This window comes from Synergistetes bacterium HGW-Synergistetes-1, from assembly GCA_002839185.1.
GTDB lineage: Bacteria > Synergistota > Synergistia > Synergistales > Synergistaceae > Caenicola.
The window spans coordinates 1-26971 of sequence record PGXO01000011.1; the positions used below are offsets into that span (position 1 = coordinate 1).

The window sequence follows — 26971 nt, forward strand, 5'->3', positions numbered from 1 at the left end:
TAAAGGCGCGCTGGCGTTATTTCAGCCATATGGCCGCCATGAAAATGGAGGACTAGCAGTAAATGGAAAAAAATGAAGTAAAGCAGGAGATCAAGGATATCAAGGGCCGCGTGATAGCTACAAAAGTGAACTGCTCTGCTGACTGCAATGGAAAGGAGGCTGCGGAAACGGTGAAAGAGTGCGTTGCTGAAGAGACAGAAAAAACTGTTATCGAAGTGAAAGAGGCATCCAAACCGGAGAAAATTGCCGCCGCCCCCAGACCGAGAGTCGGAATAATGGAGACTGCTTTCCGCGATGCCCACCAGTCCATAATGGCAACGAGACTGAGGACAGACGACATGCTCCCTATTTGCGAGATAATGGACGAGGTCGGTTACCATTCAGTGGAGATGTGGGGGGGAGCTACCTTTGATTCTGCAATGCGTTTCCTGAACGAAGACCCATGGGACAGACTCCGGCAGATCAAGAAACGGATGAAGAAGACAAAGACCCAGATGCTGCTCAGAGGGCAGAATCTGGTTGGGTACAGGCATTACTCCGACGAGACAGTCCGTGAATTTGTAAAGCGGGCGATAGGCAACGGGATAGATATCGTAAGGATATTCGATGCGCTCAATGACCTGCGCAACATGTCCATTGCAGCTGAAGCCGTCAAAAAAGAGGGCGGAGAACTGCAGATGTCCATCTCTTACACCATTTCACCCGTCCATACCCTTGATCTTTTTGCCAAGCAGGCTAAAGACATGGCGGACATGGGGGCCGACTCGATATGTATAAAAGACATGGCAGGACTTATGTCTCCGGTTGCCGCTTCCGAACTTGTTAAGGCTATCAAAAAGAAGGTAAACCTGCCGGTGCAGCTCCACAGCCACTACACCAGCGGAATGGCCGCAATGAGTTATCTTGCGGGACTTGAGGCCGGGGCTGACGTTATCGACTGCGCAATATCCCCGTTTGCTATGGGAACGAGCCAGCCTGCAACAGAAGCAATGGTGGCTGCACTTAAAGGCGGTCCGCTGGACACGCATCTCTCTCTTGAGAAACTCCTGCCTGTTGCAGAGTACTATGAGGGCCTGAAGAAAAAGTACAGCGACATAATTATGGGAGTAAGCGGAGTAGATATCAACATACTGCTCTATCAGGTACCAGGAGGGATGTATTCAAACCTTCAGAGCCAGCTTAAGGAGGGGAATGCCTTACATAAGTTCAAAGAGGTCATGGAGGAAGTCCCGAGGGTCCGCAAAGAGATGGGTTATCCTCCGCTTGTTACCCCGACCAGCCAGCTTGTAGGTACTCAGGCAGCCATGAACGTTATTTCAGGAGAACGCTGGAAGATGGTGTCCAAGGAAGTATATCAGTACTTCAGGGGTTACTATGGAACAACTCCGGCTCCTGTCGATCCATTGATCCAGAAGAAGGTGCTTGGCGACGAGATCCCGATCACCTGCAGACCCGGAGAAAAGATCGAGCCTGAGCTTGAGGCCGCCAAAAAAGAGATGGGCGTTTGGATGACACAGCCTGAGGATGTTCTGAGCTACGTTCTCTTCCCGCAGGTCGCCAAAGACTTCCTGCCCAAAAAGTTTGCAAAGGAAAACTGCGTTGACATTGGTCTTGAAGAACAGGCATCTCCGGAAGCATACGCGATATAGCAGGCGGATAGACGAAATAACCGAATAATGACTCAAAGGGGCCTCTAAAACCAATTACCCGGAGGCCCCTATTTTATTTCTCTCAGATATGAAAAATAGGATACAATTCTAAATTAGAAAGATTATTTTTCAGACCCAAATGTGATGCCAAACATCAGGAAAGGATGAAAATAATGAAATTTTTTATCGACACCGCAAATATCGATGAAGTAAGGACAGCCTGTTCATGGGGCATTATCGCAGGAGCGACCACCAATCCTACTCTTGTATCAAAAGAGGGCAGCGTGGATTTTCACACCCGAGTACGTGAGATAGCGGAGACTGTTAAGGGGCCTGTCAGCGCTGAAGCAGTGTCGCTCGAAAAAGATAAGCTGATCGAGGAAGCAAGAGTGATCGCTAAGATAGATCCTAATGTAGTAGTAAAGATCCCGCTCTGTCCGGATGGACTTGGAGCTGTAAGGGAGCTTTCAAAAGAGGGTATCAAAACCAACGTGACCCTTATTTTTTCAGCGAACCAGGCTATTCTGGCGGCTGCTGCGGGTGCAACTTATGTAAGTCCCTTTGTCGGACGCCTGGATGACATCGGTGAAGACGGGATGCAGCTTGTCAGGGATATAGCAGAGATATTCGATATCTACGGGATAGAGACGCAAATAATCGCAGCCAGCCTTCGCCATCCGGCTCATGTCTTTGAATCAGCAAAGGCCGGGGCGCATATTGCGACAGTCCCGTTCAAAGTTCTCAAAATGATGTTTGACCATCCTCTGACAGCGAAGGGGATAGACCAGTTCAACAAGGACTGGGAAAAGTATCTGGGAGCTAAGAAATAACCACCCTTGGAGAATTTGCAGCGTCTGCGCTGCGGAGAATTTGCGGTGTCACCACCGCGGTGAATTTGCGAGAGAAGCACTCGCGGAGAATTTGCTGAATGATCCATTCAGCGTTGAATCGGCCCTTAAATCATAAATCCTGAATTCTCCGCCTGACAGGGTCAGGCAAATTCCCCGCGATGCGAAGCGATGCAAATTCTCCAGCGACGAAAGTCGCAAATTCTCCGCAGCCAAAGGCTGCAAATTCCCCGGCGGACGTATTCTCCGCCCGCTGCTCAAATGGAGGACATTATTCTCGGAAGGGCGAGTTTCAGGACTTCTATCCCCTTCAGATATTCGGATACGGGGATCTGTTCATTGGAACTGTGGTCGTATAAGGAGTTGCCGGGCCCGTATGCTCCCATGTGGCAGCCCCAGGGTGACAGAACGTTGAAATCGCATGTCCCCTGCTTGGCCAGCACTCTCGGAGTCTCACCGCAGTCCCGTATAGCGTTCCTGAAGGCCCGTATTACGGGATCGGACTTATGGACCCCGTAGGGAGGCACATATTCTATAATTTCGGATCTTACCCCGAAGGCCGCTGCGGTCTCTCTTATCATAAGTTCGAGCTCTTCCTGATCGGCCCCCAGAGGAGTCCTGAGGTCCATTGTGATGCTGGCGCTTCTTTTGCCTGCCTCATGTCCTTCCATTTCCATTATCGCCACAGACCAGCCCTTCCCCATGTTTCTGGTTATATCTATTATGGAAGATGCTGCCATGACTGAATCAGTTATTGGCCCCGGACTTCCGGACCTGTGCGCCCCATCGTCTTCGCCCTTAATGTCAAATAGGATCCTGCCCCTATAGGAGATCGCTACGCCGTCGCTCCCAGTGGGCTCGCCTATGACGCATGCCTCGGGGGAGTGAAGGGGCATGCGGAACCTTGCTCCCTTTGAGTCGATCTCTTCTCCTACCGCTGCGACAAAGGTGATCCTCCATCCCTCCGGTACTGGAACAGCACCTCCCGCTACAGCCATTGCACAGCACGGACCTTTTGCGTCAACGCTTCCTCGTCCCTGGATCACCTGTTCGTTGATGATAACTTCCGGGCCTCCTGGTACGGTATCGATGTGGCTCAGCAGGACAAGCTCCTTATCTCCTGTTCCCCGTTCTGCAACAACACTGCCTGCTCCGTCAAGGTGCGAGCCGCTCCATCCAAAGCGGGGGAGCCTGTCTGCCAGCATCCTTGCAGCATCAGCTTCGTGTCTGGTCGGACTGGGGACAGCTACAAGATCTGCCAGGAGCCTGGCTGATTCAGGGAGTCCCATGTCAAAATGCCTCCAGAGTTCTTGCCAGGATCAGGGCCGCATCTTCAAAGTCCTTTTCCTCAGCGGCAAATGAGGGCAGGAACCTTAAAGTCCGGGGACCTGCGGTGAGGGAGAGGAGACCGTTCTCCTGCAGGGCTTTGACCACTCCGACGGAGGGAATGTCCAGCTCTATGCCATTAAGAAGTCCCATGCCGCGGACATCCTTTATGTGTGTGCTTTCTATAGCAGATATTCGGGATCTGAAAAACTCTCCCGATCTGGCTGCTTTTTGAGGAAGTTCACTGTGCATGACCATTGAAAGGACAGCCAGAGAAACTGTCGCGGCCAGCTCGTTTCCTCCGTATGTGGAGCCATGGCTGTGGGGTAAAAAGTCTCCGAGCTCTTTTTTCCATACCAGTGCCCCGGCAGGTATCCCGCCCGCAAGGCCCTTTGCCAGGCAGACCATGTCGGGATCCAGTCCTGTAAGGCTGCTTGCAAGAGGCGCACCGCACCTTCCGAGGCCGCTCTGTATCTCATCGGATACGAGAAGGGCAGAGTGTTTTCTGCACGCTTCGGTAATTTTATTTCCTGTTTTGGCAGGAAGTGCAAAGATTCCTCCCTCTCCCTGTACCGGTTCTATAAAGACAGCTGCCGTATCATCGTCGATATTGTCAGCGATGTCGACCATGGAAAAGTGTTCCGCCTTACCTACCAGCGGCATGAAAGGTTCCCTGTATTTGGGGTTGAAGGTTATTGAGAGAGCTCCGCAGGTACGTCCATGGAATCCCCTTCTGCATGCCAGTATGCGCCCGCGTCCCTTTCTCAGTGTGAGAACAAGCTTGAGTGCGGCTTCGATGGCTTCCGTGCCGCTGTTGCAGAGAAAGACCCTGCCCTCTCCAAGCATCAGACCAAGCTCATCCGCCAGCTTTTCACGGACGGGCGATTCAAATCCGGCTCCGCTGGTCCATATTCCCTTTGCCGCCCTTGCCAGTGCTTCTGTCAGCAGCGGATGGGAATGCCCGAAGAGCGAAGCGCCGTGTCCGTTGAAAAAATCTATGTATCCGCGGTCAGCGGAATCGAAGACATGGCTGCCAACTCCGTGAGTGAGCGCGATCCCCCGTCCGCCGTAAAGTGAGCTTAGTGAGTCAGGCATGTTCCGTTCCCCATTTCTGCGTTTTTAAGCGGTTCTGCGACCCTTCCGTCTGCAAGGTGGATGTTGGGGACCCCCAGGTCAAATGCTTCACGGCAGGCGAGAAGTTTTCTTTTCATATTTCCGACTGCGAATTCTTCGAGCTTTTCCCAGGCACCCAGCGAAGAACGGCTTTTTATCAGTGATTCCGGGTCATTTATGTCCTTCATCAGCCCCGGAACGTTTGACAGGATCACAAGGATATCCGCATTCACCGCTTTGGCTGCAGAGGCGGCAAGTCTGTCTCCGTCGATGTTGAGCGATAACCCTGAGTTGCTGTCCAGCCCCAGTGGGGGCAGGATGGGGATCAGTCCTCTGTTTATGACCGAAATGATCTTTTCTCCACTGACTGAGGAAATAGTCCCGCTGTAATTGCCGCGGAGAATACGGGTCCTTCCTCCCGAATACTCCCTGAGTATATCCTTTCGGTCCGCGAACACGCCTTCTGTCGTTTCCGGATCAAGAAATTCGGCAGAAGCCCCGAAATCTGCAAGTGTATTTTTGATTTTGTCCCCGTATGTGAGGGCTGCCTCCCTGAAGAGTTTTATTTCACTTTCTCCGACGTAACGGCTTCTGTAACCTGAAGGACTTGTTACCATCCTGATTTTGACCCCACGTTCCCTGCAGAGCCCGTCCATTATTCCGCTTGCACCATGTACGAGCACCCATTTCTGACCACCGGTGACCCTCATCGCCAGTTCTGACATGAGCGATCCAAGCTCGTTGCCCTCGGCGCCCCCGATCTTAACCACTCCGATCATGACCTCTCCTCCGTTTCTTCCCGATCTCTATGCCGATCCTAAAAAACATCCCGTATGTTAAGCAGGGTAGAGGGGCATCATTTCGAGCCCGGCTGTTTCCTCTGCACCGCACATTATGTTTGCGGACTGTACCGCGGATCCCGCTGCGCCCTTGAGCAGGTTGTCAATTGCCGAGGCCGCTATCGCGCGGCGTCCGTCTTCGGCAAGGGCAAATCCCGTGAGGACCCTGTTGCTTCCAAGTACGAACCTTGGATCAGGTATGCGCAAATGAGCCGGTTTGGCAGGTGAAACTGATACAAACGGCTCATTTGACCATTGAGCGCGGAAGAGCTTCCAAATGTCTGCTTCCTTTAATGTCCTGTTGAGTGTTACATGCGCTATGCACTGTATTCCCCTTACAAGCTCAACGGCCGTTACAGTCATGCTGATGTTCTCTTCGGGGAGTGCGAGCTCCTGGATGACTTCCGCCATGTGCCTGTGGAGGAAAGGGGAGACCACTCTGAGTGACCTGCTTCTGAGCGAATGGGAGCTTCCTTCTTTGGCTTCAGCCCCTCCCTCGGAAGAGCCGACACGGCATTCGATCCTGGCATTTTCAATAAGGCCCGCTTTTGCAAGAGGGTGAAGTGCAAAGATGGCTGATGTTGCGTTGCATCCGACGCCGGAGATCAGCTTTGCACCCGCCATTTCCTGCCTGTGCAGCTCAGGAAGGCCGTAGACTGCCCCCTCCAGCAGTTCGGGGCATGGATGCTCTGTTTCGTACCACCTTTTGTATTGTTCATGGTCTCTGAGTCTGAAGTCGGCGGATAGGTCGACGACTTTCTGTCCGGCTGAAAGCCTTTTCTTTGCCGTCTCTGCCGCAGCTTTGTGTGGCAGTGCCAGAAAAACCAGTTCGGCGTGGGTCTCTCCGCCTTCCTCCGGTGAGATGAAATTCACATCCTGATATGCGAAACGCAGGTGCGGATGTATGGCTCCGATCGGTGTTCCGGCTTTGCTTCTTGAAACGGCTCCGGCAACTTCCATGTAAGGGTGGCGTGCGATTATCCTCAGCAGTTCTCCTCCAGTGAATCCCGTTGCTCCCCATATGATGACAGGTATCTTCCTATTCATTTACGGTTCCTCCCATTTTAAATTTACGGCAACAAAAAACCCGCTCCTCTTCAGGCAGCGGGCCGGTCTTTACAGAATGTCACAAATCACTGTTACTGACTAAACTGCAAAAGCAAACGGCCCATTGTGCAACCACGCTTTATCCCGTGCTTGCATTTATTTGCCGACACCTGTTTAGGATCAATAAGTTCTGCGGTCATCAAATTTATCATCGGGAAGGTCTCCTCTCCCATGCGGCCTTTACCACTGCCGCAGGTATGTCTGTTCCTGTGGGTTCGATGGAATTTCTGAACTCTCCGCCGTCGTTGACCTCATTGACCAGCCATTCCCCTTCTTTTCTGAAGAGATCCACAGCCAGAAATTCCCCGCCGATCGCTTTGTGCACCGATCTCAGAACGGAGCTTATCTCATCATTCAGTGGAAGGTTCGAAGCTGCTCCGCCTCTTGCCGTATTTGTGATCCAGTGGGCGCTCTTTCTGGTTATGGCGCAAATCGGATCTCCGTTTACAACGAATGCCCTGACGTCATAATCGCCCTTTTCTATGTACTCCTGAATATAAAATGTGTTGTGGATCGCCCCGAGCATCGACTTGTGCTCAAATACCGCCTCTGCTGCCTCGCGGTCGTTGATCTTTGCCAGCAGCCTTCCCCAGCTTCCGCTTACGGGCTTGCATACCGCCGGGTATCCAAGGTCTTCAAGGGCCTCGACCGCTGCCTCGGGAGAAAATGCTGTTCTGAACTTAGGCTGGCTGATTCCGGCTTTTGCAAGGGCTATACTTGTGGTCAGCTTGTTTCCGCAGACCGCCATTACAGATGAGGGATTTACCACCCTGATCCCCTGTGATTCCAGTATCTGTGCTACGGCTTCATTCTGGTTGTGGGAGACGCACCTGGCAAGGACGACATCATCAGTGCCGCAGAAAGGCTTCTCACCGTACCATACGTCGGAGACGTTCATCAGTTCGCAGGGAATGTTTTGCTTTTCCGCCGCTTCACGCAGAAGTTTTTCTTCGACCCTAAGCCTTGTAAATAGTATACGCAGTGTCGGCAAGGCTACTCTCCCCAATCCTCCTGGACCTGAGGAGCCTCTTCTACAGTGATGGGATCAAGGGCGATCACCTCAAGTTCAGTCCCGCAGTCCCCGCAGATAAGAAGCTCACCTTCGCAGCAGTCATTTGGCAGAGCCACCTGTGCTTCGCAAACAGTACATGTAGCAGTCATAATATTACCTCCTATGGTTTAGTTTTTTATTAATAAATCAACATTCGTTGATTTATATCAATAAATATTCAGAAAATATAGCTTGTTAAATATTTATCTTTTTCTAAATTACTAAAAAAGTTCAATTTCGGGTCTATAAATGAACGTTGTGAATCAAATAATATAAATTTGATTAATTATATGCTGTGGAATCATACTACTTATTTTAGAAGTGTCAATAGCTTAAAGAAAAAGTTTGTCTTGTATTACAAAACGGTATTACAAAAATTTTTATATCACGCCTGTTTGAGGGAGCATTTTCAATAACTACAGATATAAATGCACGCAGAGGGCCGGCACCCTTAACGGTCACCGGCCCTTTGCGTGATATGTAATTTTGTGTGATGTCAGACGTTCAGCATTCGCTTAATTCAATTTTTTGCTTTCCGATACCAGTTTTAGTATCTCTTCCCTGGCTTTTAGATCTCTATTGATAACTCCTGCGCCGTTTACGCATCCTCCGGCGCATGTCATCACTTCAAGCAGATCGAAAGGTCCTCCGTTCTTCGCGTAGGCTCTCATCCTTGTGATCTCGGATTTGCTTGTTCCGTTTATGCAGGCAGTCCTTATTTCTCTTTCGCTCCCAATGACGCTTTTTACTGCTGCTGCTACACCGCCGCTCAGTGCGAAACCCCTTCCTTCAGCAGATGCTTCCGGAAGTTCCGTGTCGTCTTCACATGCCGCTGGGTCTATTCCCGCTGCTTCGAAGACAGAAGCAAGTTCTTCGAAGGTCATGATGTAATCAACGCATGAATCTTCCATTGCCTCTCTTCTCTTTGCAACACAGGGTCCTATGAATACTGTCAAAGTCCGCGGGTCTTTTGATTTGATCATTTCACCGGTATAGTGCATCGGTGTTGGCGTGTCCGAGATGTGCGGCAGCATCTCAGGCATGTGTCTGCGCACAGTCTGGATATATGCAGGACAGCATGAGGTCGTCATGAATGACCCGTTTGCAGACAATCTTTCCATGAGTTCTTCAGCCTCTTCCTTTGCAGTCCTCTCTGCACCCCTTGCCACTTCCACAACTTCTGAAAATCCAAGTTTTTTCATGGCAGTTACCAGTTTGCGCAAAGGCGCGCTGAACTGTCCTACAAGGGCCGGAGCTGTGACAGCGGCAACTCTTCTCCCGCTTTTAAGAGCCCGCAGTATGTCGACGATCTGGCTTCTCTCAAGGACCGCTCCGAAAGGACATGCCGCAACGCAGCAGCCGCAGCTTATGCATTTTGTGAAATCGATGACCGCGACTCCATGTTCTCCCTTTGTGATGGCATCCACCGGACAACTTTCCTCACAGGGGACAGATATTTTTGATATCGCGTGATAAGGGCACGCATCTTTACACTTACCGCAGTTCCTGCATTTTTTTATGTCTATTGATGAATGTCCCTCTTTTACTGTGATGGCTCCGAATGGACATAAGGTTTCGCAGGGTCTGGCGAGGCAGCCCTGGCAGAGTTCCGTAACATAAAATCTTGAGTTGACGCATCCCTTGCATGCGATATCGATTATCGTCAGAGGGGGCCCTTCTATGCGTCTTCTTTTAAATGCAGCATCGGCATATTCAAGAAGGGATGTCATCTCATCGTCAGCTTCGACGCTGAATCCGAGTCCCGCAAGGACCCTTGACCTTACTACAGCACGCTCCTTATAGACGCAGCAGCGGTATTTAGCCTCCGAGCCGGGCGGAATCCTTTCAAAAGGGAGACGCTTGATGCCCTGCCTGAAATTATCCCCCCAAAAGGATTCTGCTATTTTCCTGATTATCCATCTTTTGGTGTTGACGAGATGATTCTTCAATTCACAATCCCTCCGTTTGGTTTGCAAACATTCGCAGAATCCTATACCCAAACATGACAAAGCGCAATATGGTTCCGCTTATTTTGAAAAGAGACGGAAAAGTGTAAATTGTCAGAAGCGTTATCTTTCACATGTTTGCACATCTGCTGATACAATTAGTGCTGTCATCAAGATCACTTTTGACAGGGGGAGTATGCATGCCTGTTTGGGATATTATCGGCCCTGTAATGATAGGACCTTCTTCGAGCCATACAGCCGGTGCCGTACGCATCGGAAGGATCGTGAGGCTCTGCTGGGGCGGAGAGGTCAAAAACGCAAACATCTACATGAGGGGGAGCTTTGCCACCACCGGTGAGGGACACGGCACAGACAGGGCGCTCCTGGCCGGCCTGCTTGGGTATGCACCCGACGACCCCGAAGTCCGGGACGGAAGGGAACTTGCGCTGAGGTCGGGAATGAAATTTAATTTTTATGAAGAAGATCCTGAAGGAGCCCATCCAAACTCGGTAAGGATAGAGATATGGGATGAGAATGGAAGGAAGATGGATGCAACAGCGGCTTCCCTTGGAGGAGGAGCAGTATCGCTCCAGGAGCTGGACGGGTTCGAGGTGGATGTATCATGCCTGCTGCCAGTGATAATAATCATGAACAGGGATGTACAAGGAGTTGTGGGAGCAGTGACGACGTACCTTTCCTCGCACGGCATAAACATAGCGACTATGAAGCTCCATAGGGATTCAAGGGGCGGCCTGGCCACAATGGTCCTTGAGCTCGACAGCAACGAATCAGCAGTGAGGCCTGAAGAGGTCAAAGGAGTGCACGATGCAATAGTAAGGGTAATTTCTATACCGGGGGTGGCATTATGAGATCATTGCAGGACCTGATGAAGCTGGCCGATGAGCGGGGGATCCCCCTTTACGAGACAGTTCTCGCCGCCGACTCCGAGGCGACCGGAGTTCCCGCAGACCAGATATTCGAAATGATATCCTCAAGGCTCAAAGACATGCGCCGCTCCGCCGAAGAGGCGAGCTGCAGCAACAACCCATGCAGGCTGGTGCCGAAGACCGGTCCGCTCATAAGGGCGTATTCCGAAAAAGGTGGCATGTGCGGAGGTTTCATTCTCAGGGCCTCTGCCATTTCACTTGAAGTTGCAACGTACAACGCCTCCATGGGAAGGATAGTTGCGGCCCCTACTGCAGGAAGCTGTGGCATACTGCCCGGTATGCTCTTTGCATGGGAGGAATATTACGGGGGCGGACATGAAAATACCGATAAAGAAATTACCCGCGCTCTCATAGTTGCCGGAGCTGTCGGTGAGATAATCGCCAACAGAGCCACACTTGCCGGTGCGGAGGGCGGATGCCAGGCAGAGTGCGGAGCTGCTGCCGCAATGGGGTCTGCCGCGCTTGTATATCTTCAGGGAGGATCATGCGAAGCGGTATCGAATGCCGTCGCCCTGACCCTGAAGTCCGTACTTGGGTTGGTCTGTGATCCTGTCGGAGGGCTTGTTGAGTCTCCCTGCATCAAGAGGAACGGTCTCCTTGTTGCTGTCGGCGCACTGGCGGCTGACATGGCACTTGCCGGGATAACTTCGCTGATACCCGCTGACGAAGTCATTGACGCGATGGGGCAGATAGGAAGATCTATCCCTCCCTCGCTGAGGGAGACGTCAAAGGGCGGCCTGGCAGTTACACCGACCGCAAAGGCGCTTGTCAAAGGTCTCGGAGCAAAGAAAATATAAAAATAGGGCCGGTCTCAAAAGAGAGACCGGCTCTTTGCTTAATGCAATGTTAAATTCTATTTGCTTGGCGTGATGAGTTTGGGATCTGTAATTACGCCGTAGTAACGGAACAGGCCGTTCTTGACGGTCTGCACCTGGACCGGCTTTACAACTTCGCCTTCAGGAGTGAAGCCCTTGATGAGTCCTGTGAGGCCGTCATAATTTGCTGTCTTCGCCAGGGCTTTTGCCACAGCAGGCCCATCAGTTGTCTTTGCCTGTTTGATCGCGTTTACGAGAAGCATAAATCCGTCATAGGCAGAGGCTCCGACCATGTCGGGTTCGATCTTGTGACGATTGCGGTATGCCTTCAGGAATTCCTGGACGAATGGGCGTTTGTCATCCCTGTTAAGGTTTGTGACCATTATGAAACCTTCGGCGGCGTTACCGGCGATCTCGATCGTTTTGGGAGAGTCAGCGCCCTCTTCTCCAATAAACTGGACTTTTATGCCCATCTCTTTGGCCTGTTTCATTGCGGGACCGACCTGGAAATAGTATCCGCTGAAGAATACCGCATCGGGCTCGGCAGCCTTCATCTTTGAAAGATAAGGTTTGAAATCCTTTTCACTCATCGGATATTTCTGGAGAGATACGATCTTCGCTTCGGGATGATCCTTCATGAACTCTTCAAAACCCTGTGTGAGTGTCGTTCCGAAGTCGTTGTCGCTGACTATGAGAGCTATTTTCTTAGCCTTGAGCATAGTTACTGCAGTGTAAGCGGCGCCCTTTCCCTCAACTGTGCCGAGGAAGCCGTTCCTGAATGTAAAGTCTCCCTTGGTGATGTCAGGATGGAGCGCATAAGCTGATACCAGCGGTATCTCGGAGTCGTTGAAAATAGCGGATACAGCGCGTGTGGGAAGGCTGTATGAGCCGGCTACGAATGCTACGACCCTGTCCTGCCCGATAAGTTTGTGTGCGAGAGGCACTGACTGCTTTGGGTCTGCAGCGTCATCATAGCAGATCAGTTCGACCTTTTTCCCAAGAACTCCGCCCTCGGCGTTGACTTTTTCAACTGCCAGCTTGACTGATTCATATGCACTGAACCCGTCAGCAGCTGCGAATCCCGTCAGTGGAGCGAGCATACCGATCTTTACTGTCTCTGCTGCAAATGCAGTCCCGCAGAAGCAAAGAATTGCAAGACATGAAACAAGTGCGATAGATTTGAAAAATTTACTCATTATGACTCCCCCTTTAAATTGATCAGGCAGATCACGAATGACCTGCCGAAACGCACAAATTTTATGAACCCAGATATGCTTCCCTGACCCTGTCGTCATTTATGAGGTCTGACGAGAGCCCCTCAATCTCGATATTTCCTGTTTCCAGGACGTATCCCCTGTCTGAAATTTTCAATGAGGAGAGGGCATTCTGTTCAACAAGAAGGATTGTAAGTCCTTTATCTTTATTCAGTGATCTGAGGACCTCAAATACCTGTGTTGCCAGTTTCGGCATAAGTCCCATCGATACTTCGTCGACGAGAAGCAGCCTAGGAGACGAGACCAGGGCACGTGCTATGGCCAGCTGCTGCTGTTCTCCCCCTGAAAGTGTGTTGGCATATTGATCGCTTCTCTCCTTAAGTATCGGGAAAAGTTCATATATGCTTCCGAGCTCATTCTTCAGCGATGAGGATTTTCCGTATACACCCATCCTCAGGTTCTCATATACTGTGAGCTGCGGAAAACACCTTGCTCTCTCCGGAACTATCCTTATCCCTAGGTTCGCTCTTTTATGCGCGGGCATATCTGTAATATCAGTTCCATCAAACAGTATTTTGCCTGACTTAACGTTCTGCAGCCCCATAAGAGCCCTGAGAGTAGTTGTTTTCCCCGCGCCGTTAGCTCCGATTATTGACACAAATTCCCCATTTTCAACATGGAAACTTATTCCGTGAACGGCTTCAATGTCTCCGTATGAAACTGAGAGATCACTTACTTCAAGCAACATCAGCAGTCTCTCCTTTCCCCAGATATGCCTCTATCACTGCCGGATCAGCGGAGACTTCGGAAGGAGTGCCTTCGGCTAGTTTCCTCCCGTGATCGAGAACGACGACACGGTCAGAGATCCCCATAGCAACACGCATATTGTGTTCGATGAGAAGGATAGAGACTCCCTGTTCCCTGATCCGCCTGATCAGATCTTCAACGATCTGGATCTCTTCATGCCTCAGCCCTGAGAAGCATTCGTCAAGAAGCAGGAGGGTGGGGTCAAGAGCGAGGGCTCTTGCTATCTCAAGTTTGCGAAGATTGCCCAATGGGAGCAATCCTGCTTTAACAGAGGCCTCTCCATCCAGACCTACGGTTTTTAATATATTTTCGGCAGCTTTTTTATTGGCCAGAGTGTTCCAGAATTTCCACGATTTTATGAATTTGTTGTATTGAGGCATCCCAAGCGATACGATCACATTTTCTTCAACAGTTAGCCCGCTGAAAGGCTTTACGACCTGAAATGTCCTTCCTACTCCCAATGCGGCCATCTGGTGTGGAGACATACCGTCTGTCCTTTTTCCGTTAAGGTATATCTCGCCTGATGTAGGTTTGTAAACTCCTGAGATCATATTGAAACAGGTGGTCTTGCCTGCTCCGTTAGGTCCGAGCAGTCCAAGGATCTCCTTCCGGCCGATATCAAAACTGACATTGTCGAGTGCTTTCAGTCCTCCGAAATTAATAGAGAGGTCTTTGACTGAAAGGATCTTATCGGTCAATTTTGCCACCTCCTTTAGTTGCTGCGGCTTTTCTTTTTCTGAGGTTCTTTACTGAGAGAAGGTCTGAACCGCCCAGAAGTCCGCCGGGCAGGAATCTTATCATCATGAGCAGGAGAGCGGCGTAAAGGAACATCCTGTAATCGACCAGGGGCCTGAACACCTCAGGAAGGATACCCAGTACAACAGCCCCGACAACAGGTCCCAAAAGTGTTCCCAGACCGCCGACCACTGCTATGGAAAGCAATGTTACAGAAAATGGAAAGGTGAATGAATCAGCGCTGATAAATTTCATGTAGTGGGCATATAAGATCCCTGAAAGTCCTGCCATCAGGGTCCCCAACACAAAAGCAGAAAGTTTTGCCCTTACGGGGGATACCCCCATGCTTGAAGCGGCCGTCTCTTCTTCCCTTATAGCGAAGCATGAAAGACCAAGCCAGGATTTTGTGAAAAACCAGCTTATAGCCAGTACTGCCAACAGACAGAGGAGGCAGAACCAGAAGAAGGCCCTGGCCTTAAGTTCATAACCAAAGAACGCCACATTTGGGATCCCACCTATGCCGAGGGCTCCGCCCAATGCCGGTGTGTACTGGAAAATGGCAACTACGATGAAATTTATGCCGATGGTCGTAATTGCAAGAAAGTCTTCTTTGACACGGAGACTGGGAAGGCCGCAGAGGAGTCCTATCAGTCCAACGATCAGAAGTGATATGGGAAGTGCCTGCCAGAAAGTCAGTCCGCCCGCAGTCGTGAGCATAGCATTCGAATAGGCTCCGATCCCCACAAATGCTGCATGCCCCAGTGATATCTGACCGGCGTGGCCTACGATTATGTTCAGGCCGCAGGCTGCAATGGCCTGGATGATTATCTGTGTTGCGACATTTATCATGTAGATACTCATGATATCGCCTCCCCTATCTCTTTCCCATAAGTCCGGTGGGACGCCACATAAGAATAATTATCATGGCGATAAAAGCAAGTGCATCCCTTGGCATCGGGATGTTTGCGTAACCGATAAGGAATGTCTCGGCAAGACCCAGCAGCATTGAGGCAAGTACGGCTCCCGGAGCGGACCCCATGCCGCCGACTACTATAAAGGCAAGTGTCTTATATGCGGGGACCTGCCCCATCATCGGATAGACCTGGTTATAGTAGATGCCGATAAGGATCCCTGCCACTGCTGCGATAGCCGATCCGATAACAAATGTGAGAGCTATGGTCAACTGAGTGTTCACACCAAAGGAAGATGCTGTTTCCATGTCCTGCGATACTGCCCTCATCGCAAGCCCCAGTTCAGTTTTTGTCATAAGCAGCCACAGCAGCACCAGCACTGTAAAAGAAATACAATATACGGCTACCAGAGTGGAGGAGATGGTCACACCCCATATTGATAAAGAGGGGAAGGGCAGATCGGCAGAGAATGTTCGTACCTCTGGGCCTGCAACGAGCCTGCATAGCTCTTCAATAGCTATGAGCAGCGCAATGCTGCTTATAAGGGGCACGTATGGAGGATATTTTAAAAGTGGGTAGTAGATCAGCCGTTCTATCAATACGCCGATGATGGCGCAGAATATCATGGATCCGATAAATGCCAGAAGCATGCTGCCTGTTGAGGTGTATATGAAGAGCCCCATATATGCTCCGGCTGTATAGACAGAAGCATGGGCAACATGAAGTATCTTCATCACTCCATATATGAGTGCCAGCCCCAGAGTGATAAGAGCGTACATGGATCCGGCAGCGAGTCCGTTCAGAAGCTGTTCTATGAAAAGCTGCATTACATCAATCCCTCTCAGAAGGTTTGTTTCAACTTAATAATTTTAGTTCCCTTTTGTTAAGTTGTAAAATGATTCCTTTGTAGGTATTTTTAAAACAAAGGAGTGCAATTTAACATGGAAAGTTGTTTCGCCTTTCAAAAAAAATAGATCAGGTGACAGGGGAGTTATCCTGTCACCTGATCTTCCGATCCGACTATGTCATCTATCATAGCTCCTTCATGTGCCTGTAATGCTGTTTTTGCGTATATGCTAAGTATTCCCCGTGATTTTTTAAGAGGCAGTTTCCATTTTGCAAGGCGCTCTTTTATTGTCGCTCCAGGAACATCAAGATTGACAGTACGAGCAGGGATATCAATCTTGATCTTGTCTCCCTCTTCAACTACTGCGATCACGCCACCTACGGCAGCTTCAGGCGAGATGTGGCCTATTGCCGCGCCCTCTGTGAATCCTGAGAAACGTCCGTCTGTGAGAACGAAAACGTCCTGCCCCATTCCAATACCGACAAGTGCGTCTGTAGTCATCATCATCTCTCTCATGCCTGGAGCTCCCCTTGGGCCCTCATACCTGATCACGACGACATCTCCCTTTTTGATCCTGCCTGAAACGACCGCAGAATGAGCTTCCTCATCCGAATGGAAGACCCTGGCCGGTCCTTCAAAGACCCTGATCTTCTGAGAGATAGTGGTAGTTCTGCATATAGCGCCGTTTGGAGAGATGTTGCCTTTGATAACGGCTATTCCACCGTTTGCGAAAACGGGATCTTTAACTGTTGTAAGAGTGGAATGGTCAGATGATCTCCTCATTTCACATATTTCTCCGACAGTATGCCCTGAAACTGTAATAGCCTCTCTGTTTAGGTAATCACTCATCTCACCCATTACAGCCGGGACTCCGCCTGCGTTGTAGAGGTCGATGACAGTTGCTTTTCCTGTAGGTATCACGCGGCTGATGACAGGGATCGTTTCTGAAAGTTTTTCAAAATCATCCAGTGTAAGTTTGACTCCGACTTCCCTGGCTATGCTGAGGAGATGGAGAACTGCATTTGTAGAACCTGCGATCGCCATGGTCAGTATCACTCCGTTGAGGAGTGCTTCCCTTGTAAGTATGTCTTTAGGTTTGATGTTGTTTTTTACGAGTTCGACGATGTGTCTTCCTGTCTGAGTGGCGTATCGTTCTTTTTCAGCGGACATTGCGGGGACTGTTGAAGAACCGATAAGTGCCATGCCAAGGCCTTCCGCAAGTATCTGCATCGTGTTTGCAGTTCCCATTAGGGAACATGCACCGGGTCCGGGGCATACGTGGTCCTCTAGGTAACGGATCTTCTCGCGTGCCTCGTCGTTAGCATAGTCCGCTCCGAAAACGAGCTGATCAAGCTCGCTCATGACTATGCTGCGTCCTTTACTTTTGAAAACTTCCTGTGGGCCGCCTGTCAGCATTATGCAGGGCACGTCAGCCCTGATGCCTCCGATGAGCACGCCCGGAATTATGCTGTCACATGATGCAAGAAGTACAAGTCCGTCCAGGAGTTGTACACCGGTCATTATTTCAACTGAAGATGCAATTACATCTCTTATTACGAGCTCATACCTGAAATGGGGCATACCGATAGGTACTGCGCCGCAAGTAGCGATAGTTCCGAATTCGAAAGGAGTTCCTCCAGCCTGTAAAATCCCTGACCTGACACGGTTTGCGAGCTTGTCGAGATGCACATGCCCGAGTCCTGCGTCATTGGCCGTATTTACTATTCCTATAAGAGGCTTGCTGAGATCAACGTCGTCATAGCCGCAGCCCTTATATATCGCGCGGCGTGATGATGAACCTTTACCTGAGAATAACCCAAGTTCTTTAGATCTGTATGTCATAAGTTGTATCAATCCTTTCTTATTTTTATACGGCAGTCGGTAACTCCCTGAAACTGCAACTGCCAGTAATAAATGGTTTAAAGATATTCATGATATATCAGCCGATTTCTATATTATATTATCTTTGTCTGTTATTTGGTAATGCAAATTTAAACCGTGCCAGGCTGACTGGTCCAAAATTTACCAGATATACGGTAAAGGCAAATGGAAGCTTATTCTTAACTGTAATAAAAATTCTTGATGCCAACAAAATTTTGCTGTAGGGCCAGGTGAGATAAAGATTTCTTAATGTATTGTCTGAAGTGAAAGTTAAATAAGCAATAATGTCATTGTGTGAATTTGTTCACAATAATAATATTTACGAAAGGTTTTGCTTTTAGGAGCTGAGTAATTTGGATGTGGCTATATCTTTAGGAAGTTTTTGCTATTTTAAGTGGGCAAACAACATTGTTGTGGTCCTTAACTCTCTGATTAAACAACGATGTCTTGAAAATCAAGTCAAACTCCGCGGATCTTTCTGCATGGGTATGTGTCCTTCTGAAGAAGTTTCGATAAAGATAGCAGATGATATGTTCTCCGTAAATCCCAATGAAATTGCTGAGTTCTTTGAGACCAAAATAAAGAGGTGGCTTGAATCATGAAGTATATCAATGTTGCAAAAGCTAACTGTAAAAATTGCTATAAATGTCTCAAGGTTTGCCCGGTCAAGTCTATCAAATATAGTGAAAATCACGTGGAAGTGATTGAAGATGCCTGTATTTTATGCGGCAGATGCATACGTAATTGTCCTCAAAAGGCGAAATCTCTTATTAACGATATTACTATTGTAAAAGAGTTGCTGGAAGATAAAACCATAAAAAAAGTTGCCGCACTTGCCCCCTCGTATGTATCATCGTTTGGTTCAGAAAATAGATTAAAACTTGCAGCTGCACTGCTAAAGCTTGGCTTTGACGGTGTTGAAGAAACTGCTGTTGGTGCACATGTTGTTACACTGGAATATGCACGTATTCTTGAAGAAGGCATAATGGATAACATGATAACCACTTGCTGTCCTTCGACAGTTTTTTTGGTTCAAAAATATTTTCCTAATCTGACAAAACAGCTCGCTCCAGTCCTTTCTCCTATGGAAACACACGGACAGATGATATTTAAGGAGTGGGGGGAAGATGTATCTGTAGTGTTCTTTGGACCATGTATATCAAAAATTGAAGAAGCAAGAATTTCATTGCCCCACTATATAGACCATGTTGTTACATTTAAACAACTTGCTGCATGGCTAAGCGAAAAGGACATTTTACTTTCCGACCTTGAAGACGGCTATTTCGGAAATGTTCCGACAGCATCCTCAATATATCCTGTTTATGGGGGGATTATTGACGATGTGAAATCGAACCTTAGCCCAGGTTCATTGGCGGAAGAAAAATACACTTTTATTAGTGTACAGGGGACAAAAGATCTTACAGAACTCCTTCAGGAGATGGATAATGGAAAGATACATAACTGTTTTATAGAGGCCAGCACCTGTTACGGAAGCTGTATAAATGGTCCGGAAAAACCCGACTCAGATTACCAGCCGATTAGTCTCAGCTTAGAAATGCGTCGTTATATAAAAAAGATGGAAAAAGAGAAACAGCCTCCAATAGATGGCATCGTTTTTAACAGGGAAATTGAACCGGACGCACTTCATCAGGATATCCCGGATGAGAAGACAATACGTAATATTCTTGCGCAGATAGGTAAAAATACTCCTGAACAAGAATTAAACTGCGGAAGCTGCGGATACCGAACTTGCCGTGAAAAGGCAATTGCCGTATATCAGAAAAAGGCTGAGCTCAATATGTGCATGCCGTATATGACGCAAATTTCCGAAACACTTTCTAATGTTACTCTTTCTGTTAGTCCAGATTATATTATAGCAATAGACAATAAATTAATGATACTTGAATGCAACCTTGCCGCGCAGAGATTGTTTAATCTAACGAGAAACGATATTGTCGGCAGTCGTATAGATGAATTTCTTGATCCGGTAGATTTTGCGGTTGCAATCGGAAACAAAGAATCGCAGCCGCTTTGCAAGGTGCATTATGACAGGCAGGGGATAATTGTAAATCAGGCTATTGTTTATATTCCTGAACAAGATATTGCAGTGGCCTTTCTTAAGGATATTACAAGTGAAGAGCGGGAAGATGAATTGCTCAATAAGATGAAGCTTGATACCATGGATATGGCACAGACTGTTATTGATAAACAAATGACAGTAGCGCAGGAAATAGCAAGTCTTCTCGGAGAAACTACAGCTGAGACAAAGGTAACACTTACTAAGCTTAAAGATTTGATCATATACGAAGGCAAAGAGAATAATGGAAAAACTATGCATTGAGACTTACTACAGTAGTCTTAATAAGAAGGACGAGGAGTTATGCGGCGATAGAGTGCAGTTGGTAAACAATGCAGACAGTGCTTTGCTGGTTCTTTCTGACGGATTGGGCAGCGGTGTAAAGGCCAATATTCTTTCAACGCTCACTTCAAAGATAATTTCTACTATGATAAGTAGGGGTGCTGCTATAGAGGATACTGTCGACACTATTGCACACACTCTGCCTGTCTGTAAAGAGAGAGGGCTTGCATATTCGACGTTTATGATCCTTCAAATATCAAATAACGGCATAGGATATCTGGTTGAATATGATAACCCGCCTTGTATACTTGTGCGTAACGGAGAAAAGGTTTCTTTGGATTATGTAGAGAAAAATATAGGGGGAAAACCTGTTCGAGAGAGCCATTTTGACGTATATTCAGGTGATTATTTTTTTATCGTAAGTGACGGAGTGACTCAGGCAGGAATGGGAGAAACGCTTAGCTTCGGCTGGGGACTGGATGCATTGGCAGAATATATAAGCAATCTTTGCGTTAAAGAACTTTCCCCGCCCAGAATAATTCAAAATGTTTTAAGTGTATGTAAAGATCTCTATTTAGGTAAGCCCGGAGATGATACTACGGTTTCAATTGTACATATAATGAAACATCAGAATGTTTCAATTTTTTCCGGCCCGCCAAAGGACCCTAATGATGATGCCCGAATAGTTTCAGACTTTGTTGCTACGGATGCTATCCATATTGTATGCGGGGGTACAAGCTCAGAGATACTCGCACGTGAGCTGGAGCGTGATTTGGTTGTAAATATTGATTGCGAAAAATCAGATTTTCCTCCTACTGCTTACATAAAGGGCATGGATCTTGTAACTGAAGGTGTCATGACTATAAAGAACACACTGGAGATAATCGATAAATATATTCTTGATCCTGTTTCTCAGGAAATAACAGATGAACTTGATTCCTCAAACGGTACTTCAAAATTGGCCAAAATACTTATTGAACAGTGTACTGATCTTAATTTATTCATTGGCAAAGCTGTCAATCCTGCGCATCAAAATCAGAATTTCCCGCCGGGACTGCGTGTTAAATGGTATCTTATGGAGAGTTTGGCAGCTTCGATGTTAAAGCTTGGCCGCAGGGTAGAAAAGCGTTATTACTAACTAAATATTGATCAGCAGGGTGAATGCTGTTAATTATGATGGACCGGAGATTGATTTTACCGGTCCATCTTGTTCTGAATAACTCAACTTTCTCACTTCATTTCCGATCAAAAACATGCAGAAAAACGGACAATAGAGGTTTTGGATCCGCTAATAACAATGGATGGGAAAGTTGAGTAAATAATAGTTACTCAGTTCTGTATTTATATATAGAATACAAAAATTTCTACATGCAAGTTATAAATGCTATAAATTGTATTTATACAAATTATAATAAATAAAAATGAGTAAAAATACGCATTTGACAAACAACGTGAAATAAAGTACTATCTGTACAACATAAAGTTACTTGAATCACAATCTAGTGATTTAAAAAAATCAGGAGGTGTTCCTTATGTGGGAAAAAGAAAATAAAATTAATGAGGTTCGCGAAATACGCTGCCGTACTATTGCATATCTTGGTGTTGGTGCGATCAACAAAATAGTTGAAATATTAGGTGATCTTAAGAAAAAAGGTATATCGAAAGTAATTGTTGTAAGCGGGAGAGGATCATATAAAAAAACCGGTGCATGGGATGTCGTAAAAAAAGCATTTAACGTAAACAAAATTGACTATGTGCTTTACGATAAAGTCACGCCTAACCCGACTGTTGATTCCGTCGATGAGGCAACAGCGTTGGCCAGGGAGTTCCGTGCACAAGCAGTCATTGCTATAGGTGGCGGAAGCCCCATAGACACGGGTAAGAGTGTTGCAATACTAATGGAGAACCCTAAATATGATGCAAGGCAGCTTTACGAGTATAAATTCACACCAGAGAGAGCCGCTCCGATCGTTGCTATTAACCTGACTCATGGTACAGGCTCTGAAGTCAATCGATTTGCTGTTGTCAGTCTTCCTGAGAAGGATTACAAACCGGCTATTGCTTATGACTGTATATATCCGCTCTATGCAATAGACGATCCAGCTCTTATGACAAAACTATCGCCGGAACAGACTAAGTTTGTTTCTATAGATGCGGTGAACCATGTTATTGAAGCTGCGACATCAAAAGTTGCATCACCTTACACTATTCTTCTTGCACAAGAAACTATAAGGTTAGTCGACGAATGGCTCCCTAAGGCAATGCAGGATCCTGATGACCTCGAAGCACGTTATTATCTGCTCTATGCATCAATGATAGGCGGGATAGCATTTGACAACGGGATGCTGCATCTTACCCATGCGCTGGAACATCCCCTTTCGGGTGTAAAACCTGAACTTACACATGGCCTTGGACTCGCAATGATACTTCCTGCAGTGGTGGAAGTTTCTTACCCTGCAGTTCCTAAAATATTTGCAGATATACTTACTGCGATAGTTCCAGGGCTGAAGGGAGTTCCTGAAGAAGCATCAAAAGCTGCCGCAGGAGTTGAAAAATGGCTTGTGAGTATGGGGACAAAAGAGAAGCTTTCTGACGAAGGCTTCAAGGAAGAAGATATCATGCATCTTGTGAACCTTGCACAGAACACTCCCTCACTCGGACTTCTGCTTTCACTTGCACCAATAGAAGTGGATGATAAGGTTATTGAGAAGATTTACCGCGACTCAATGTTCTTTAAATCTGAGTAAGCCTGTGAAGACAAGGTGGATCTAAAATAAATTTTCTTACAAAGAGAGGGCGACTGCGCATGTATTATTTGTACGGCGGTCGCGCTTCTCTTTGTTATGTATTGAATTTTATGTATGTTTCCATAGAGGCTTTTACTAAATAAAAAGACAGGCTTTCCGGAACTACGAAGCCTGTCTTTATATATTTGATATTTGACGTTATTTTGCAGGGCGTCTGTTCCTGCCTATGCAGTAATATTCGAAACCCAGTTTCTGCATTTCCGATGGGTCATAAATGTTCCTGCCGTCAAAAAGGATCATGCTTTTCATCAGCGGGCGCAGTTTTTCCCAGTCAAGACATCTGAACTCAGGCCACTCTGTTACCAGAACAGCAGAATCGGCTCCCTCGAGCAGTTCTTCTATGCTGCCAGAATATCTGACATCCTTGGGAAGGATCATCCCGGCCTGATCCATTGCAATGGGGTCGTAAGCCTTTACTGAGGCACCGCAGTCGAGAAGTCCCCTTATAAGGGATATGGATGGGGCCTCTCTCATATCGTCGGTATGAGGTTTAAAAGCAAGTCCCATGACAGCGATAGTGAGACCTTCCATGCTGTTGCCGAATTTTTCCCTTACCATTATCTGCAGCAGTTCTTTCTGCTTGCGGTTTACCTTGTCTATTGCAGAGGCCATCGTCATATCAAGTCCCTGTCCCTCTCCGATGTGGCAAAGGGCCTGGACGTCTTTTGGGAAGCATGAGCCTCCGTAGCCGCAGCCGGCGTTCAGAAAAAAGCTCCCTATGCGCCTGTCAGAGGCGATGCCTTCCTTGACAGAAAGAACATCTGCGCCCACCTTGTCGCAAAGCTGTGCGATTTCGTTCATGAAGCTGATTCTGGAGGCAAGCATAGCGTTTGCGGCATATTTTGTGATCTCTGCCGAGGATGGGTCCATGAAGAAGATCCTCTCTTCGGAAACAAATGGGGCATAGAGCTCGCGCATTATTGAACGGGCTTCGTCGGAGACTGCTCCTACTACGACCCTGTCGGGATTGAGGCAGTCTTCTATCGCCATTCCCTCTTTGAGGAATTCGGGGTTTGAAAGGACTTCGAGGTTTATCTTCTCAAGCCCTCTCTCGTGCATGTGCGCCCTTATGCGCTTCCAGAGCAGTGTCCCTGTGCCGACAGGCACTGTGGATTTGACTACAATGAAGCATGAATGGTCTATGCATGAGCCTATGCTGTCCAGTGCGTTGAGTACCTGTGCAAGGTCCGCGCTGCCATTGCTGGAGGGTGGGGTACCGACTGCTATGAAGCAAAGCTGGGCATTTTTGATCCCCTCTTTGATCTCAGTAGAAAAAGAGAGCCTTCCGGCCTCCCTGTTTTTTTTGACCAGTTCTTCAAGTCCCGGTTCGTATATCGGTATTATGCCACTGTTCAGGTCTTCGATCCTTTTATTATCGATGTCTACGCAGCATACATCGTTGCCTTTTTCTGCAAAACAGGTCCCCGTTACGAGACCCACATATCCGGTGCCTACAAAACAGATCCTCATATCTGATGGTCCCCCTCAGCTTTTCATTGTCAGCATTGTGATCCCAATAAGGATCGCCCCTATGCCCATTATCCTCATCATCGTTATCTTTTCCTTAAAGATAAAGAAACCGACGAAAAGGAGGATAAGATAGACCAGCCCGGACATCATTGGGTATGCCAGAGTCAGGTCTGTCCTTGAAAGGGCGGCTGCCATAAAAAAGAACGAGATCCCGAACATGCCGAGTCCGAGTATTATCCAGGGGTTAAGAAGTATTTTAAGTATTCCTGCGATCAGTCCGGAAGAGACTATCGATGAGTCGCCTCCGTAAGCATGTTTCATGACAGTGCTGCCAAGAGCGTTTGTCATTGCTGAGGCGATCAGGAGCAAAAGGCTTATCCTGTCCATTTTTATTTCTCCTCCTGTAGTGCGAGAGTGCCTGCCCGTCCGGTCATACTGCCTATCCTGATGTTTTGTTCCGTTGGGGCCGAGTCTCTTGCGTAGTCAGCAAGGGTATAGAATACTGTTCCGTTTTCCTTTGCCTTGACAATAAATTTCTCAAAGACATCTATCTTTGAAAGCCCTTCCATCTCAGCGTGTACAGTGAGAACGTTCCACTCATTATCCATGCCCTTCAGCCATACGTCACCTATGGAATCATCGTCTATGCCGGGAAGTCCGAGTATCTCGTCCATCGTAGGAAGTGTGGTAGGGATCTGCACCGGCGAATATGATCTTCCTTTGAAAATAGGGATGAAGGGAGAGCGTCCCCTCGTGTCGCTGCAGTATTTAAGTCCGGCTTCCTCCTGCACTTCAAGGCTCACCGAGGAAATCTGCCATCCCGGAGCTGCGCAGGAGAGTGGCTTGCTTCCCGAGAGTCTTTCAAACATATCTGCGGACCTTTCAAACAGCGAGAGGAATTCATTTTTTGTTATCCCGGGGAGCTCATCCTGCACATAGACGTGATCCCACGCGTGCACACCGCAGTCATGCCCTTCATCAACGGCACGTACAAAGATACCGGGAGCAGACGGGACTATCATTGGCGCGGGGAGAAGAGTTCCGTACATCAGCGTTTTGATGCCGTAGGTCGAAGGGGCTTTTGTCCTCATCATTTTCGAAATAAAGCCCTTTCGGAATATCCTTCTTATCGCTTTGCCAGAATTGTCCGGTCCAAATGAGAAAAATATCGATGCCCTGATCCCATGTCTGTTAAAAAGGTCAAGCATCTGCGGGACACCTTCCCGGTATCCCCGCAATGTATCAATGTCGACCTTGATCGCAAGTTTTTTCAATCCAGCTTCTCCTTAGTTGCGTACCAGTTTATAGTCCTGTTCAGCAGCTCGCGCATTCCGGTTCGCGGTTTCCAGTCAAGGATGGTCTCCATTTTTTCCACTGAAGGAAGACGGTTCTGCATGTCATCGTATGTCTTTCCGTAGTAGGAATCGGCCGATATGATCTCAAGCTCTGCCTTTTCGGCTTTTTCACGGTAGACCGGGAATTTTTGCATCTCTTCGATAAGCATCTCGGCAAGTTCCCTTATGGAGTAGTTGTTGCCAGGGTTGCCGATGTTGAATATCTGGCCTTCCGCCTTATTATCCTTATTTTCTATTATCGCGGTAAGTCCTTCTATCCCGTCGCCCACCCAGGTGAAGCTCCTTCTCTGCTCACCGCCGTTGACAAGGGAGATCTTTCCGCTGTTGAGCACGTTGTATATCATCTGTGTAACGGAACGGGCTTTGTTCTCGCTTGCGTCCCTGAACGTGTCCAGCCTCGGGCCCACCCAGTTGAAGGGGCGGAAGAGGGTGAAACTGAGTCCTTCCTCCTGTCCGTATGCGAAAATGAGCCTGTCCATCATCTGTTTGCTGCAGCTGTATATCCATCTCATTTTGTTTATCGGGCCTGTTATGAGCTGGCTTTCATCCTCTTTCAGACTGCTGTCTCCGCTCATGCCGTAGACCTCGGATGTAGAGGGAAAGATTATCCTCTTTTTATATTTTGAACAGAGCCTCACCATTTTGAGGTTCTGCTCAAAATCGAGTTCGAATGTCCAGATCGGTTTCTGTAGGTAGTAGGCGGGTTTTGCAATGCCGGCAAGCGGCAGTACGATGTCTGACGATTCGACCTGCTCTTCGAGCCATTTCCCGTCTTTGAATATGTCTCCGGTTGTGAATTTGAAATTTGGACAGCCGATGAAAGGTCGGAGGTTGTCAGACATGAGGTCAAAACCCTGTATATCCCACCTGTTGTCTTTGCAGAGAGCCTCCATCAGATGAGTTCCTATAAAGCCGTTTACCCCGGTGATAAGTATTTTCTTCAT

At 48.0% G+C, this 26971-nt stretch carries 25 protein-coding genes; 8 read left to right on the forward strand and 17 right to left on the reverse strand.

The window, feature by feature from the left end; genetic code table 11:
• Positions 1–275: 275 nt before the first annotated feature.
• Together CVV54_09275 and fsa are read left to right on the forward strand one after the other, a co-directional pair.
• The gene (locus CVV54_09275; GenBank protein PKL03725.1) at positions 276–1649 is read left to right on the forward strand and encodes an oxaloacetate decarboxylase; all 1374 of its coding nucleotides are present in this window, start codon (positions 276–278) and stop codon (positions 1647–1649) included.
• A gap of 173 nt (positions 1650–1822) precedes the next feature.
• The gene (gene fsa, locus CVV54_09280) at positions 1823–2479 is read left to right on the forward strand and encodes a fructose-6-phosphate aldolase (GenBank protein ID PKL03662.1); all 657 of its coding nucleotides are present in this window, start codon (positions 1823–1825) and stop codon (positions 2477–2479) included.
• 275 nt (positions 2480–2754) lie between these two features.
• Here the strand turns inward: fsa and CVV54_09285 are convergent, their stop codons facing one another.
• From CVV54_09285 to CVV54_09315, 7 genes are all read right to left on the reverse strand, one after another.
• Complete coding sequence (locus CVV54_09285; protein PKL03663.1) at positions 2755–3786, reverse strand: acetyl-lysine deacetylase; 1032 nt, start codon at positions 3784–3786, stop codon at positions 2755–2757.
• A gap of 1 nt (position 3787) precedes the next feature.
• On the reverse strand, positions 3788–4918 hold the full coding sequence (locus CVV54_09290; protein ID PKL03664.1) for an aspartate aminotransferase family protein: 1131 nt from the start codon (positions 4916–4918) through the stop codon (positions 3788–3790).
• A complete protein-coding gene (locus CVV54_09295; GenBank protein PKL03665.1) occupies positions 4903–5715 on the reverse strand; it encodes a uridylate kinase in 813 nt (270 codons plus the stop codon). The genes CVV54_09290 and CVV54_09295 overlap by 16 nt, the downstream gene beginning before the upstream one ends.
• 57 nt (positions 5716–5772) lie before the next feature.
• Positions 5773–6822, reverse strand: a complete 1050-nt coding sequence (gene argC / locus CVV54_09300; protein ID PKL03666.1) for an N-acetyl-gamma-glutamyl-phosphate reductase — start codon at positions 6820–6822, stop codon at positions 5773–5775.
• Positions 6823–7030: 208 nt separating this feature from the next.
• Positions 7031–7858 (reverse strand): L-2-aminoadipate N-acetyltransferase, encoded by an 828-nt coding sequence (locus CVV54_09305; protein PKL03726.1) that lies wholly within the window; start codon positions 7856–7858, stop codon positions 7031–7033.
• Positions 7859–7875: 17 nt separating this feature from the next.
• On the reverse strand, positions 7876–8043 hold the full coding sequence (gene lysW / locus CVV54_09310; protein ID PKL03667.1) for a lysine biosynthesis protein LysW: 168 nt from the start codon (positions 8041–8043) through the stop codon (positions 7876–7878).
• 405 nt (positions 8044–8448) lie between these two features.
• Entirely contained in the window at positions 8449–9882 is a 1434-nt protein-coding gene (locus CVV54_09315) for a Fe-hydrogenase large subunit family protein (GenBank protein PKL03668.1), read from the reverse strand.
• 197 nt (positions 9883–10079) lie between these two features.
• On the opposite strand from CVV54_09315, the gene sdaAB reads away from it, so the two are divergent.
• Positions 10080–10748, forward strand: a complete 669-nt coding sequence (sdaAB, locus tag CVV54_09320; protein ID PKL03669.1) for an L-serine ammonia-lyase, iron-sulfur-dependent, subunit beta — start codon at positions 10080–10082, stop codon at positions 10746–10748.
• A complete protein-coding gene (gene sdaAA, locus CVV54_09325) occupies positions 10745–11623 on the forward strand; it encodes an L-serine ammonia-lyase, iron-sulfur-dependent, subunit alpha (GenBank protein PKL03670.1) in 879 nt (292 codons plus the stop codon). Before sdaAB ends, sdaAA begins: the two co-directional genes overlap by 4 nt.
• Before the next feature lie 56 nt (positions 11624–11679).
• Here sdaAA and CVV54_09330 read toward each other — a convergent pair whose 3' ends face one another.
• The 6 genes from CVV54_09330 to CVV54_09355 all read right to left on the reverse strand — a co-directional run bounded on the left by CVV54_09330 (position 11680) and on the right by CVV54_09355 (position 17997).
• Entirely contained in the window at positions 11680–12837 is a 1158-nt protein-coding gene (locus CVV54_09330; protein ID PKL03671.1) for an ABC transporter substrate-binding protein, read from the reverse strand.
• Between the two features lie 61 nt (positions 12838–12898).
• A complete protein-coding gene (livF, locus tag CVV54_09335; protein PKL03672.1) occupies positions 12899–13603 on the reverse strand; it encodes a branched-chain amino acid ABC transporter ATP-binding protein in 705 nt (234 codons plus the stop codon).
• Positions 13593–14360 (reverse strand): ABC transporter ATP-binding protein, encoded by a 768-nt coding sequence (locus tag CVV54_09340; protein PKL03673.1) that lies wholly within the window; start codon positions 14358–14360, stop codon positions 13593–13595. The genes livF and CVV54_09340 overlap by 11 nt, the downstream gene beginning before the upstream one ends.
• On the reverse strand, positions 14350–15258 hold the full coding sequence (locus CVV54_09345; protein PKL03674.1) for a branched-chain amino acid ABC transporter permease: 909 nt from the start codon (positions 15256–15258) through the stop codon (positions 14350–14352). Before CVV54_09345 ends, CVV54_09340 begins: the two co-directional genes overlap by 11 nt.
• Positions 15259–15271: 13 nt before the next feature.
• Positions 15272–16135, reverse strand: coding sequence for a branched-chain amino acid ABC transporter permease (locus tag CVV54_09350; GenBank protein ID PKL03675.1), 864 nt, complete (start codon positions 16133–16135; stop codon positions 15272–15274).
• 164 nt (positions 16136–16299) lie between these two features.
• Positions 16300–17997, reverse strand: coding sequence for a dihydroxy-acid dehydratase (locus tag CVV54_09355; protein PKL03676.1), 1698 nt, complete (start codon positions 17995–17997; stop codon positions 16300–16302).
• A 392-nt stretch (positions 17998–18389) separates the two neighbouring features.
• On the opposite strand from CVV54_09355, the gene CVV54_09360 reads away from it, so the two are divergent.
• The 4 genes from CVV54_09360 to CVV54_09375 all read left to right on the forward strand — a co-directional run bounded on the left by CVV54_09360 (position 18390) and on the right by CVV54_09375 (position 23142).
• Positions 18390–18638, forward strand: coding sequence for a hypothetical protein (locus CVV54_09360; GenBank protein PKL03677.1), 249 nt, complete (start codon positions 18390–18392; stop codon positions 18636–18638).
• Positions 18635–20377 carry a histidine kinase gene (locus CVV54_09365; protein ID PKL03678.1) on the forward strand — a complete coding sequence of 581 codons (1743 nt, stop codon included), beginning with the start codon at positions 18635–18637 and terminating at the stop codon, positions 20375–20377. Before CVV54_09360 ends, CVV54_09365 begins: the two co-directional genes overlap by 4 nt.
• Positions 20358–21533, forward strand: a complete 1176-nt coding sequence (locus CVV54_09370; GenBank protein PKL03679.1) for a serine/threonine protein phosphatase — start codon at positions 20358–20360, stop codon at positions 21531–21533. The genes CVV54_09365 and CVV54_09370 overlap by 20 nt, the downstream gene beginning before the upstream one ends.
• A gap of 394 nt (positions 21534–21927) precedes the next feature.
• A complete protein-coding gene (locus tag CVV54_09375; protein PKL03680.1) occupies positions 21928–23142 on the forward strand; it encodes an alcohol dehydrogenase in 1215 nt (404 codons plus the stop codon).
• 198 nt (positions 23143–23340) lie between these two features.
• Here CVV54_09375 and CVV54_09380 read toward each other — a convergent pair whose 3' ends face one another.
• Genes CVV54_09380 through CVV54_09395 form a run of 4 tightly spaced genes read right to left on the reverse strand, consistent with a single transcriptional unit; the run spans position 23341 to position 26971 of the window.
• Positions 23341–24672, reverse strand: a complete 1332-nt coding sequence (locus CVV54_09380) for a UDP-glucose 6-dehydrogenase (GenBank protein PKL03681.1) — start codon at positions 24670–24672, stop codon at positions 23341–23343.
• Between the two features lie 15 nt (positions 24673–24687).
• Positions 24688–25059: a hypothetical protein gene (locus CVV54_09385; protein ID PKL03682.1), complete on the reverse strand. Its 372-nt coding sequence runs from the start codon at positions 25057–25059 to the stop codon at positions 24688–24690.
• Between the two features lie 2 nt (positions 25060–25061).
• Positions 25062–25946, reverse strand: a complete 885-nt coding sequence (locus tag CVV54_09390; protein PKL03683.1) for a 4-deoxy-4-formamido-L-arabinose-phosphoundecaprenol deformylase — start codon at positions 25944–25946, stop codon at positions 25062–25064.
• Positions 25943–26971 (reverse strand): bifunctional UDP-4-keto-pentose/UDP-xylose synthase, encoded by a 1029-nt coding sequence (locus tag CVV54_09395; protein ID PKL03684.1) that lies wholly within the window; start codon positions 26969–26971, stop codon positions 25943–25945. Before CVV54_09395 ends, CVV54_09390 begins: the two co-directional genes overlap by 4 nt.